Below are 13,852 nucleotides of genomic sequence, written 5' to 3'. Positions count from 1 at the left end.
TTGATGTATTCGGCATTTATTCAATCAATTAAAAGATATTTAAAACGCTATTTATTTTATAAAAAATCATTATTAAACAATAGTTAATGTTATTTTTAATTTTTAATTTATTAATTGGCATAACATTTGCATTTTCTTTATTGAGTCAATGAAGACTTTTTTAAAAATTGTAAGACGGCCAACGATGTCCGATCTGATCGGTTTGTTTACACAGCGATATGTGTCAACAAAGCAGTATACGTTCAGTATAGGAGATGGCAATGTCTTTAGATTTATCGGCGAAAAAAGCCACATCAATTAAGTTATTTAACTTCTCAGCGCCAGCGATGCGAGCATTCCACATGAGTTGGCTTGCTTTCTTTGTTTGCTTCTTTGCTTGGTTTGCCTGCGCACCATTGATGCCTGTCATTGCAGGTGAGTTTCATTTAACCAAAGATCAAATCGCAAATATTAACATTGCCGCAGTTGCCATCACGATTCTGGTTCGACTGATTGTAGGGCCATTGTGCGACAAATACGGTCCACGTAAGACGTATACCACTTTGTTGCTATTAGGAAGTATTCCTGTATTTGGTGTTGCATCAGCAAATAGTTATGAATCGTTCCTTTTCTTTCGATTGCTGATTGGTGCAATAGGTGCAAGTTTTGTAATTACTCAATATCACACTAGCATTATGTTTGCTCCTAACGTTGTAGGTACAGCAAATGCGACCTCAGCAGGTTGGGGAAATGCAGGAGGTGGAGCAACGCAAGCCCTTATGCCGCTACTTCTATCTGCATTGGTGATGTTTGGTGTAGAGCAAGCAATGGGGTGGAGAATTGCACTGATTGTACCTGGTGTGATGATGGTGATTGTTGGTCTTCTTTATTGGAAATTCACACAAGATTGTCCGCAAGGTAATTTTAAAGAATTGCGTGCACAAGGTTTTGCTGCGGGTAGTGATAAAAAAGGCGGTATTGCAATTTTAATGCATGCTGCACGTAACTACCGTGTTTGGATTTTATTCTGCTCTTACGCTGCATGTTTTGGGATCGAAATCTTCATGCATAACATCATTGCGATGTACTACGTCGAGCACTTCAGTTTTGGATTAAAAGAAGCTGGTTTAGCAGCAGGTGTCTTTGGTTTGCTTGCATTATTTGCCCGTGCATTGGGTGGGATTCTTTCAGACAAAGTTGCACTCAAAAAAGGCTTGGATGGTCGTACTAAAGTACTGTTTGGATTGATCCTTGGCGAAGGGCTTTTCTTAATGTTGTTCTCGCAAATGAATGGACCTGTACTCGCTATTCTCGTAATGACGGTATTTGCATTATTCACACACATGGCATGTGGTGCGACTTATGCGCTTGTTCCATTCATTGATCGTGAAGCGCTAGGTGGTGTTGCAGGCATCATCGGTGCAGGTGGAAACGTTGGTGCAGTGGCAGCAGGTTTCTTACTGAAAGGTATGTTGGATATTCAAACTTGTTTAATGGTTTTAGGTGGCTTAGTGGTCATTGCTGCGAGTTCGGTCATGCTTATCCGATTTTCGGTAGAGCATAAAGAAAAAGAACAACGTTTATTTGAACAAGCAATTTTAGAACGTGGCTCAGAACAAAACAGCGCAGCTTAATCTCAGATTAGATTTTAGGAGAAACACAATGAAATTAGTGATGATTGGTCACGGTATGGTGGGTCATAAATTCATCGAAGCCATCTTAGAGAAAGCTGATGATGAATTAGAGATAACAATTCTTGCTGAAGAACCACGTATTGCATATGACCGCGTACATTTGACTGAATATTTTTCAGGTAAAACAGCGAAAGATTTATCACTTGCTCGTTTCGATTTTGCCGATGCTCATGGTATCGATTTAAGACTAAATACCAAAGCTATTGCAATTGATACAAAAGAACAAACAGTGACAACTAGTATGGGTGATGTCATCAGTTACGACAAACTTGTACTGGCAACTGGTTCATATGCTTTCGTTCCGCCAATTGCAGGTAATGATCGTGAAAATTGCTTTGTATATCGTACCATCGAAGATTTAGATGCGATCCGTGCTGCAAGCCTAAACGCGACATCAGGTGTGGTGATCGGTGGTGGTCTACTCGGTTTGGAAGCGGCTAAAGCTTTACGTGATTTAAATCTTGAAACACATGTGGTTGAATTTGCTCCACGTTTGATGGCGGTTCAGATCGATGATTTGGGCGGTAAAGTATTACGCCGTAAAATCGAAAACTTAGGTGTAAAAGTTCACACACAAAAAGCAACGCAATGTATTGAAGCTGGCAATAATGCTAAGCATGTAATGAAATTTGCTGATGGTAGTGAGCTTGAAACGGATGTGATTTTATTCTCTGCGGGGATTCGTCCACGTGATGAGTTAGCACGTTCAAGCGGTTTAGCGCTTGGGGAGCGTGGTGGTATCAAGATCAATGATTACTGCCAAACATCTGATGAAAATATTTACGCAATTGGTGAATGTGCGCTTTGGGACAATAAAATCTATGGTCTCGTTGCGCCGGGCTATGATATGGCGCGTATTGCAGCCAAGCATATCTTAGCTGAAGAAACACATTGTTTCGCTGGTGCTGATATGAGCACTAAGTTGAAATTGATGGGTGTAGATGTGGCATCGGTTGGTGATGCTCATGGCATGACACCGAATTCGCTTAGCTATTTCTATGCTGATGAAGATGCATTGGTTTATAAGAAAATCGTCGTAGATGCAGATAAAACCAAATTACTGGGCGCAGTACTTGTTGGTGATGCAAAAGAATATAACGATCTTTTACAAATGATGTTGAATGGTATCGCATTGCCAGAAACACCTGAAAGCTTAATCATGCCAGGATTTGCTGATTCTGGTGCGAAAGCGGGCGGTAGCGGTGTGGATTTACTTCCAGACAGTGCAACGATTTGTTCATGTAACAACGTGTCGAAAGCAGATATTTGCCAAGCGATTTGTGATGGTTCGACCTCTTTAGGTGCTTTAAAGAAATGTACTAAAGCAGCAACAGCATGTGGTGGTTGTGCGCCATTAGTTACTCAAGTTTTAAAGTCTGAGTTACAACGTCAAGGTGTAACGGTTAATAACCATGTTTGTGAGCACTTCCCATACTCACGCCAAGAGATTTATCACTTAGTCCGTGTAAATGAAATCAAAACGTTTGATGATTTGATTCAACAACATGGTCATGGTTTAGGTTGTGATATCTGTAAACCAATGACAGCAAACATTTTGGCATCGTGCTGGAATGACTTTGTATTGGAGCCAACGCACGCAGGTCTACAAGACAGTAATGACTACTACTTAGGAAATATCCAAAAGGATGGTTCATACTCTGTTGTACCGCGTATGGCAGGTGGTGAAGTCACGCCAGATGGTTTGATTGCGGTAGGTCAAATTGCTAAAAAATATAACCTGTATACCAAAATTACAGGTGGTCAACGCGTTGATTTATTTGGTGCTCAACTGCACGAGCTACCATTTATTTGGGAAGAGTTGAATGCAGCAGGCTTCGAGTCAGGGCATGCTTACGGTAAATCATTACGTACAGTGAAATCATGTGTGGGTAGCACTTGGTGCCGCTATGGTGTGGATGATTCTGTTGGTTTAGCAATCGAATTAGAAAACCGCTACAAAGGCTTACGCTCACCGCACAAACTAAAAATGGCTGTGTCGGGTTGTACGCGTGAGTGTGCTGAAGCACAAGGTAAAGATGTTGGTGTAATTGCGACAGAAAAAGGTTGGAACCTATATGTGTGTGGTAATGGTGGAATGAAACCACGCCATGCAGAGCTTTTAGCTTCTGATCTAGATACTGAAACTTTGATTCGTTATATCGATCGCTTCTTTATGTTCTATATCCAAACTGCTGATCGTTTACAACGTACCAGTGTATGGCGTGACAACATGGAAGGTGGTTTAGATTATCTCAAAGCTGTGATTGTTGATGATTCGCTTGGTCTTGCAGAAGAACTTGAAAACCGCATGGCGCATGTCATTGGAACATATCAAGACGAATGGCGTACTGCGGTAGAGAATCCTGAGATTCGTAAACGCTTCCAAACTTACATTAACGCAAGCGCTGAAGAGCAAGCTGATCCATATATTCAATTTACTGAAGTGCGTGATCAGATCCGTCCATTAAATGAAGCTGAACGTTCAGTTGATCGTATCCCGATGGTAGAAGCATAAGGAGAATCAAAATGACAAATCTAAAAGACATGAATATGCTTCCAGAAAATCAATGGATTGATGTGTGTCATCTTGATGACATCACGCCAAATACAGGTGTAGGTGCACTTATTGCGGGTCAATCCGTTGCTTTATTCCGCGTAGGGAACGAAAAACGTATTTACGCATTAAGTAATCAAGATCCGTTTAGCCAAGCAAATGTAATGGCGCGCGGTATTATTGGTGATTTGCAAGGTGAGCGTGTTATTGCCTCACCGATTTACAAACAACACTTCAGTTTAGCAACAGGTCGATGCCTAGAAGATAAAGATAAAAAGCTTTCTGTTTTTCCAACCAAAATCGAAAATGGTCGAGTTTGGGTAGGTACTGTTCCGCAAAAAACTTATATTACCAATAATGGTGTTTCTCAAGAAAAACTGAAGCTCGTTTTGATCGGTAATGGTTTGGCTGGAATGCGCTGTCTAGAGGATTTACTCGACATGGCACCTGATCGTTATGATGTAACGGTGATTGGTGAAGAGCCTTGGGGTAACTATAACCGTATCATGCTTTCACCCGTGCTTTCTGGTGAGAAAACGATCGAAGATATTATGTTGCATCCACATGCATGGTACAGCGATAAGGGCATCAAATTTATTGCTGACGATCCTGCTATAAAAATCGATCGTACTCGTAAAGTAGTGCATACACAAAAAGGCGAAAGTGTCGATTACGATCGTTTGATCATTGCAACAGGTTCATCTCCATTTATCCCACCTGTACAAGGCGTTGATTTGAAAGGTGTAATCAGTTTCCGTGATATTTATGATGTCAATACCATGATTAAATATTGCGAAACGAAGAAAAATGCTGTGGTGATTGGTGGTGGTCTGCTTGGCTTAGAAGCAGCTTACGGTCTCAAGCAACGTGGCATGAATGTTACTGTTCTTCATTTGATGGATCGCATTATGGAGCGTCAGCTTGATGGACGTGCGAGTCGTATGTTGCGTCAAAGCATTGAAGAAAAAGGGATTAATATTATCACTGAGGCAAATACTGAAGCATTGATTGGTAATGATGGTCATGTTAACCAAGTACGTCTGAAAGATGGCACAGTGTTGGATGCCGACCTTGTCGTATTTGCTGTAGGTATTCGTCCGAATATTGCTTTGGCTCAAAGTGCTGGTTTACGTTGTAATCGTGGTATTTTGGTCAATGATACGATGCAAACATTTGACCCAAGTATTTATGCAGTGGGTGAATGTATTGAGCATCGTAATCAGACTTTTGGTCTTGTAGAGCCATTGTGGGGACAAGCATTTATCTGTGCAACACACTTGGCAGAACACGGTAGTTTAACTTTCAAATCACCAACCGTTCCAACTCAACTCAAAGTCAGTGGTGTCGATGTATTCTCTGCGGGAAATATTGATCCTGCCGACGACTACGAAGACATCATTTTAAATGACGAAAAACGCCATATTTACAAGCGTATTATTATCCAAAAAGATAAAGTGATTGGCGCTGTTTTATTCGGTGATACCGAAGATGGTATGTGGTATGCCGAGTTAATTGCGGATCAAACACCTGTTTCGACATTTAGAAATAAATTGTTATTTGGTAAAGATTTTGCATTGAAAAAAGCAGGTTAATCTTACTTTGGTTTAGGAGAAATTTCTCCTAAACCAAAAACTCAGTTATTTAACTACTTTATGGTAGTCAACCAAAGATTCACAATAAAAGTTAAGGCGTAGATTATAAATTGGCTATTGATCACGGATCATACAATTTTAAGCGATCGAAACTTTAGTTAGGGCAAAGATGGAATAGGTAAAGGAGCAGTCATGAACAGTATTCAAAATTTAGAACACAGTCGCTCCGATCATGCACAAACACTCATTACAAAAACAACTTGTCCATATTGTGGCGTTGGATGTGGTGTTAATGTTGAAGTTCAACATAAAACACAAGGTTCAAATATTAAAGTTTCAGGAGATACAGAACACCCTGCAAATTTTGGGCGACTCTGTATTAAAGGGAGCAATTTAGCAGATACCTTAGGGTTGGAAACCCGTGTTTTAAATCCGATGTTGGGACGCAAAAATCACCGTAATGTGACAACATGGGATGTTGCAATTGAGAAGATTGCAAATCGATTTCAGGCATGTATTGAACAATATGGACCCGAAAGTGTGGCATTTTATGTTTCAGGGCAGTTATTAACTGAAGATTATTATGTGGTGAATAAATTCGTAAAGGGTTATTTAGGCACAGCTAATATTGATACCAATTCACGTCTATGTATGTCTTCAGCCGTAGCTGCACATAAACGTAGCTTTGGTGAAGATATTGTACCTGCAAGTTATGAAGACTTTGAACATGCTGATATGGTGGTATTGGTTGGTTCCAATACTGCATGGTGTCATCCAGTTTTGTATCAACGGATTATGCAAGCGAAGAGTCAAAATCCTAATTTATTTGTGGTTGTCGTCGATCCACGATTTACGAGCACTTGCGAGCAAGCAGATTTGCATTTGCCAATCTTGCCGGGTCAAGATGTGGCTTTGTTTAAAGGATTATTACAATATTTATATCAACATGGTTATGCCGATCATGAGTTTGTTGAATCTTACACAGAGGGGCTTCAAGCACTTTTAGAAGCGAATCGAACGGAACAAGATTTTAAAGCTGTTGCAAAACGCACAGGTATTTCAGAAGAAAAATTACAATTGTTTTTTGATAAATTTGCCACAACTGAAAAAGTAGTAACTCTTTTTTCAATGGGAGTTAATCAATCATCTCAAGGGGTGAATAAAGCCAATAGTATTATCAACTGTCATTTGCTGACGGGTAAAATTGGTAAGCTAGGCGCTGCTCCATTTTCAATGACTGGACAACCCAATGCGATGGGTGGTCGTGAGGTTGGTGGACTGGCCAATATGTTGGCAGCACACTTAGACATTGATAATGCAACGCATCAAAATTTGGTGCAAAGTTTTTGGAATAGCCCGACCATTGCGACACAAGCTGGACTTAAAGCAGTTGATTTGTTTCAAGCGGTTGAAAGTGGAAAAATTAAAGCAATCTGGATTATGGCGACCAATCCTGTGGTAAGTCTGCCTGATGCCGATCAAGTGAAACGAGCATTGGATAAATGTGAATTTGTCGTTGTTTCAGATATTTGTTCCGATACCGATACCACGGCTTATGCTGATATTTTGCTACCAGCATTAGGTTGGGGTGAAAAAGATGGAACGGTAACTAACTCAGAACGTCGAATTTCACGTCAACGCGCATTTTTAGCTTCACCAAAACAAGCCAAAGCAGATTGGTGGGCTGTTGCTGAAGTTGCAAAAAAACTTGGTTTTTCTGGTTTTGATTTTAGCAATGCGTGTGACATCTTTAATGAGCATGCTGCATTGTCTGCATATCAAAATGCAAGTTTAGCTGAACGTGATCAGGTAGAAAATTTTCGTTATTTTAATTTAAAAGGTTTAACCAATCTAAGTCTTGAAGAATATAACGAGCTAAAACCAACGCAATGGCCTGTGTGGGAAAAAGGTCAGACGACATCGGTTAAGCAACTTTTTGGTCAAGGCGAGTTTAGTTATGCTTCTCGTAAAGCAAAACTTATTCCAACGATCGCAATCGATCCCGTACACTCAGTTTCTGAAGATTATCCGTTAATTCTGAATACGGGGCGTATTCGGGATCAATGGCATACCATGACACGTACAGGTTTATCAGCAAATTTGACCACACATCGTGCTGAACCATTTTGTGAGATTCATCCAAACGATGCGCTTAAATTTGGTATTCGCGATAAAGGATTGGTCGAGATTCGTTCGGTATGGGGAAGTTGTGTATTACGCGTGACATTGGCTCAAGGTGTTCGTCGTGGACAAATCTTTGCGCCGATTCATTGGACAGAACAAGTTGCCTCAGATGCTCGGATTGGTAAAGTAGTTAACCCTGTTGTAGATGCAATTTCAGGTGAACCTGAGTTTAAGCATACGCCAGTATCAATACAGCCTTTCCATACAACTTGGCAGGGTGTTTTATATGTTCGAGAAGGGTTCGAACATCAAATTAAACCATCTTTACAGACTTGTGCTTGGTGGACAAAAATCAAAACTGCAAAAGCAATGCGTTATGAGCTTGCCGATCGACACAGTATTGATCAAACTCAAAAAAACTTAAAAACCTTTTTGCCTTTTGTCGATGAAACATATGAATGGTTAAGTATTGAGGATATTTCATCGCAACTCAGTCATAGTATTGTACTCAAAGATGGAATTTTAATCGCAAGTCTTTATATTGCACCTGCTGAGTTATTACCAGATCGTGATTGGGTTGCAAGTTTATTTAAACGTGAGCGATTAAGTGCCTTGCATCGTAAAGCGTTATTGGCTGGTATGCCAATGTCAGCGGCGAATAATGATGGGCCATTGGTGTGTAGTTGCTTCAAAGTAGGAAAAAACAAGATTATTGAAGCGATCAAAACGCAAAATATCACGCATGAAAAGCAAGTCACGGCATGTTTAAAAGCGGGCGGTAACTGTGGTTCATGTTTACCAGAAATTCGTGGTTTGATTAAGACTTGTCAGTTGGAGGCAGAAGCATGACTATGCAAATTCCCGCTACAGATCTCGTGATCTTGGCGGGAGGACAAGCACGCCGTATGAATGGCATGAATAAATTACTTCAACAATTTGATGATCAAATTCAACTATCTAAAATTTGTCAGAAATTTAAATCAGAAGTGCAAAGCATTTGGGTAAACAGTCATCGAGATAGTTCGATTTACAAGCAGATTGAACCGAATATCTATTGTTATTCAGATGATCAAACAGGTTTTTTAGGTCCATTAATGGGGATGAAAAGTGCGTGGTCCCATCTGCAATCGGACTATGCTTTGTTTATTCCGTGCGATGTTACGTATATACCCAATCAAGTTTTAATTAAGTTGCATCGCGCACTACAAAAAAATCCACAAGCACTAGTGGCTTATGTTGCAATTAATGGTGATGCTTTATATCCATTTTGTTTGTTAAAAAGAGACAGTTTGCCTGTGCTAGAACAACAAATCCTAGCAGGTAAGTTGAGCCTACGTGAATGTTTTAAACAGCTAAATTCTCAGCAAGTTATTTTGCAAAAGCAAAGTCTGTTTTGTCATAGCATCAATTCGCTAGATGAATTGCAGCAGTACCAGCAGATGAAATTTTTTAAACAATTGTTTATTTAAAATTTTAGCTTTAAGTTAATCGCACCAAAATATTTCAAAAAATACAAAATTGCTTTTAATTGGTGCGAATGGTTTTCGGTTGTATATTGAAATTTATAACAGTTGTGTGTTGTGAAGCGATAAATTGTTTTGTTAGATAAATAAATGCTCTCAAGGTGGATTAGAGTAAAATATTGGAATAAATATTGCTTAAGTAGAGCAGTATGCTGCACATATACAAGCCGCGTCGCACATAACTTGTGCTTAAGTGTTCAGCAAATTCACAATATGAGTGCAAAAGATGAAGCATGATAGCCCTGAAACGACTTTACCGATCTTGCAAGATCAGTACGGTCGTATTAAGCGTAAGTTACGGATTTCCGTGACAGATCGTTGCAATTTCAAATGCACCTATTGTATGCCTGAACATCCAGAATGGATGAAAAAACAAGATTTACTCAGTTTTGAAGCGTTGCTGCTATTTTGCCAATATATGGTGAAGCAAGGGATTGAAAATATTCGCATTACTGGGGGAGAACCTTTAATGCGTCAGGGTGTTGTTCATTTTATTCGAGATTTACAGAGTTTACGAGTATTGGGTTTAAAACGAATCTCGATCACTACCAATGCACATTATTTAGCTAAATATGCGGAACCCCTAAAACAAGCTGGATTAGATGATCTTAATATCAGCCTAGATAGTTTAGACCCAGATCAATTCAAGCAACTGACTAAAAAAGAACTCACACCCGTATTAAATGGGATAGAGGCGGCAAAAAAAGCGGGGCTTGCTTTCAAAATCAATTGTGTGTTGATGAAAGGTCAGAATGATGATCAGATTCTGCCAATGGTAAAGTGGGCGAAGCAACACAGTATTCCATTACGTTTTATTGAATTTATGCCTCTAGATGGCGATCAGCATTGGACAGATCAGTCAGTTGTGAGTGAAGCTGAAATTTTAGCGCAACTTCAGCCTTTTTATCAGATTCAAGTTTTGCAACAGCAGCATGAGCCCGCACGTCAGTATCAGTTAGATGGGCAATATTGTATTGGTATTATTTCTACGATAACTCATTCATTTTGCAGTGATTGTGATCGAATTCGATTAACAGCACAAGGTGAATTATATAATTGTTTATTTGCACAACAGGGTCTGAATATAAAGCCGTATTTACAAGCTGTGATTAAACAGAAACAACTAGCTCAAGATATCAATTATCAAGAGCTTGATCAGCAAATTAAACCTTATATTTGGCACAAAGCGAAAGGTTATCATGCGATAAAACACCAACAAGTACGCAAAATTAGTATGCATATGTTAGGTGGTTAGTTTGGAAAAAAGTGGTCTGGAGAGAATATGCAAACCATTGACATAAAAATAGAAGCTTTTGGTGCTATTGAACGGTTATTGCCAAAAGAGCTTGCATTTGAGTTTGCAGAAAATCAAACGGTTGAAGAAGTGCTAAGTCATATTGTAATGCTTTACCCAGAAGCAACAAAAGCGATGGATAAATGTGCGTGTGCGATAGGTGAAGATATTGTGCTACGCCAAACAGCATTAAATACTTCATGTACTTTGGTATTGTTATCACCTGTTGCAGGAGGATGAAATGCGCGAATTTTCAAGAGTTCAAGATCAGGCTCTAAGCTTAGACAGTTTTGATCCTATACAATCATTTCCTGAATGTGGTGGTATTGATATTTTTATTGGAACTGTACGTAATCATCATGAAGGTAAAGCAGTTAAAGCATTAAAATATACTTCGTACACGCCTGTTGCTGAAAAGATGATTCGTGAAATCGAACAGCAAATCAAAGAGAAGCATCAGGTTTCTTATGTGCGTGTGATGCATCGAATTGGTTATTTAGATGTCAGTGAAACAGCAATTATTGCAATTGCGTATGCTGCTCACCGCCATGAAGCATTTCAAGCCTGTGAAGAAGCCGTTGAACGTGTAAAACACGAAGTACCAATTTGGAAAGAAGAGTTCTTTATGGATGGCACAAGTCAATATGTAGAAGGTTGCTGTATTCGTAAAGATATGGTGGAAACTGATGCTCATGTCCATAAACATGAGCATCACCACCGTCAAGAACATGAAAATTGTGCGCATGAGCATACACACGAATAAAGCGTTAGGAAGTAAAAATGAAAAATGTTGGGATGAAACCCGAAAGTTATCGTGTTGCAGAAGCACAAGCGATTTTATACGCCCCACCGCATTGCATTCAGCTATTGCGTGATGGAAATACTGAAAAAGGCGATGCTTTAAAAACAGCTCGTATTGCAGGAATCTTGGCGGCAAAACGGACTGATGAATTGATTCCTCTTTGCCATCCTTTACCGATTTATCGTGCTGATGTTGAATACGATTTACAACATGATCACGTTGTGATTCTGACGACTGTAGAAACCATTGGGCCTACAGGGGTTGAGATGGAAGCCTTGACTGCTGCGAGTTTGGCAGGATTAACCATTTATGACATGTTGAAGCCGCATTGTGAACCTGATGAATTATGTTTAGACCAATGTAAATTGCTTAAGAAAAAAGGAGGTAAGTCACATTTTAAACGGACTCTGCGTCAACCTGTTTCAGCGGCAGTGATTGTGCTTTCTGATACTGTTGCAGCAGGACGTAAACCTGATACCGCTGGCAAGTCCGTGGTTGAGACTTTAACCGAAGCAGGTTTTGATCCAATTCATTATCAAATTTTGCCAGATGAATCAGATCAATTGAAAGAATTGGTACTAGAATTGACAAAGTCTTATGCATGTATCATGACCGTTGGTGGTACAGGTATTGGTAAACGAGATATTACGGTTGATACACTTGAACCACTTTTAGAACGTAAATTAGATGGTCTGATGGAAGCAGCACGTTCTTTTGGTCAAAAACGCACACCATATGCAGCTATGTCTCGTGGCGTAGCAGGTTTTATTGATCGTTCCTTAGTGGTAACGCTGCCAGGTAGCCGTGGTGGTGCGAGTGAATCAATGGCAGCTATTCTGCCAGCGCTGGTTCATATTTTTGATGTTTGCCGAGATTTACCACATCCGGGGGGATATGAATAATGTCAGGATGTGGTGCTGAAAAGGGTTTAATCAGTATTGATGAGGCACTTGAACTCATTCGAACTCAGCCCAAAACATTGACGACTGAGGTCTTGGCTTTAGCCCAAGGTTTGAATCGTTATCTCGCTAAAGCAATCTATTCCGAGGTCAATCTACCTAGCTTTTCTCAAAGTGCGGTAGATGGTTATGCGATTAATAGCTCACTTACACAGCTTCAAAATGTTTGTTTTGATGTAATCGGTGAGATTAAAGCGGGTAGTGAACTCGAATATCAATTGCTTGATGGGCAAGCTATTCGTATTTTTACAGGTGGCAAAATTCCTGAAGGCACCACACATGTTGCTCGACAAGAAATTGTTAAAGTTGAGTCGGAGACAATTCGACTGATTGAACAGCTTAAACCACAGGCTGATATTCGATTTACTGGTGAAGAAGTTAAACAAGGTCAACTGCTTGCGGACGTTGGTCAGAATATCAATATCGGTGCACTTGCTGCTCTAAGTATGGCAGGTGTGCAAACTGTCGAGGTATTTCAACAGCCCAAGGTTGCTGTGGTTATTACTGGTGATGAGGTTGCTGAGCACCCTGAAGATTTACACGTTGGTAAAGTTTTTGATGCCAATGGGCCGTTATTGAAGGCTTGGTTCAAAGCTTATGGTATCGACGTCGAGATTCTACATATTGCAGATGCGGCGGAACAAGTCACAGCATGTTTCGAGCGATTAAAATCTTTATATGACGTCATTATTACCACGGGTGGTGTCTCTGTGGGGGATTATGACTTCGTTCGTCCATGTGCTTTTGAGATTGGATTTGAACAGATCTTTTGGAAAGTTAAACAAAAACCGGGTAAGCCATTATTTTTTGCAAAATATGAAGATCCTGACCATCATTGCTATTTATTAGGTTTACCGGGTAATCCAGCAGCTGTTTATGTGTGTATGCAGATTTATGGCAACGCTTTATTAGATACTTTGCAAAATCAACGTGAGCCTATGCAATGGTTTAGTGGGGTACTCACCCATGGACTGAAATCTGATGCACGTGAGCGATTTTTAAGAATGCATGCTTATTTTGATCAGGGACAGCTCAAGTTACAAAGCCTTGCGAAACAACAATCACATATGTTGAGTAATTTAATGCAGGCCAATTGTTTAGTGCGTATTCCTGCAAATATTCAGTTAGATGCTGGACAAGAACTTTCAGGTGTTTTTATTCATAGCTAAGTTGTCGAATGAATTTAGATGAAATGATCTGTTTTTTTGACATTTAACTGAGTGCCAATATTGCATCTGATTGATCAGGTGGTTTAGTGTATATTTTATAGTGTTTAGTTTCTAAACGTGACGGTTCAATGCATCGATGAGATGTCTTCAAAGTTCTAAAAA

Annotated in this window: 10 protein-coding genes; all 10 read left to right on the top strand. The window is 39.8% G+C overall.

The annotated features are described in order from the left end of the window. Positions 1–260 precede the first annotated feature (260 nt). Positions 261–1,613 (top strand): MFS transporter, encoded by a 1,353-nt coding sequence (locus M5121_RS07090; RefSeq protein ID WP_502798271.1) that lies wholly within the window; start codon positions 261–263, stop codon positions 1,611–1,613. A gap of 28 nt (positions 1,614–1,641) precedes the next feature. Then, complete coding sequence (gene nirB, locus M5121_RS07085) at positions 1,642–4,188, top strand: nitrite reductase large subunit NirB (protein WP_004954617.1); 2,547 nt, start codon at positions 1,642–1,644, stop codon at positions 4,186–4,188. 11 nt (positions 4,189–4,199) lie between these two features. Then, positions 4,200–5,819 carry a nitrite reductase small subunit NirD gene (gene nirD / locus M5121_RS07080; protein WP_249570747.1) on the top strand — a complete coding sequence of 540 codons (1,620 nt, stop codon included), beginning with the start codon at positions 4,200–4,202 and terminating at the stop codon, positions 5,817–5,819. 192 nt (positions 5,820–6,011) lie between these two features. Next, positions 6,012–8,792, top strand: coding sequence for a nitrate reductase (locus M5121_RS07075; RefSeq protein WP_249570746.1), 2,781 nt, complete (start codon positions 6,012–6,014; stop codon positions 8,790–8,792). Beyond that, positions 8,789–9,412, top strand: coding sequence for a molybdenum cofactor guanylyltransferase (gene mobA / locus M5121_RS07070; protein ID WP_249570745.1), 624 nt, complete (start codon positions 8,789–8,791; stop codon positions 9,410–9,412). The genes M5121_RS07075 and mobA overlap by 4 nt, the downstream gene beginning before the upstream one ends. Before the next feature lie 280 nt (positions 9,413–9,692). After that, positions 9,693–10,721: a GTP 3',8-cyclase MoaA gene (gene moaA, locus M5121_RS07065; protein WP_249570744.1), complete on the top strand. Its 1,029-nt coding sequence runs from the start codon at positions 9,693–9,695 to the stop codon at positions 10,719–10,721. Between the two features lie 27 nt (positions 10,722–10,748). Next, positions 10,749–11,000, top strand: coding sequence for a MoaD/ThiS family protein (locus tag M5121_RS07060; protein WP_087536153.1), 252 nt, complete (start codon positions 10,749–10,751; stop codon positions 10,998–11,000). 1 nt (position 11,001) lies between these two features. After that, a complete protein-coding gene (locus M5121_RS07055) occupies positions 11,002–11,523 on the top strand; it encodes a molybdenum cofactor biosynthesis protein MoaE (RefSeq protein ID WP_249570743.1) in 522 nt (173 codons plus the stop codon). A 17-nt stretch (positions 11,524–11,540) separates the two neighbouring features. Then, the gene (gene moaCB, locus M5121_RS07050; protein ID WP_004661994.1) at positions 11,541–12,464 is read left to right on the top strand and encodes a bifunctional molybdenum cofactor biosynthesis protein MoaC/MoaB; all 924 of its coding nucleotides are present in this window, start codon (positions 11,541–11,543) and stop codon (positions 12,462–12,464) included. Beyond that, a complete protein-coding gene (locus M5121_RS07045) occupies positions 12,464–13,690 on the top strand; it encodes a molybdopterin molybdotransferase MoeA (RefSeq protein ID WP_249570742.1) in 1,227 nt (408 codons plus the stop codon). The genes moaCB and M5121_RS07045 overlap by 1 nt, the downstream gene beginning before the upstream one ends. Positions 13,691–13,852: the final 162 nt, after the last annotated feature.

It is taken from the genome of Acinetobacter sp. ANC5681, assembly GCF_023488045.1.
Taxonomy (GTDB): domain Bacteria; phylum Pseudomonadota; class Gammaproteobacteria; order Pseudomonadales; family Moraxellaceae; genus Acinetobacter.
Note: the sequence above shows the minus strand (reverse complement) of the source record. Positions and strands in the feature narration are given on the sequence as shown.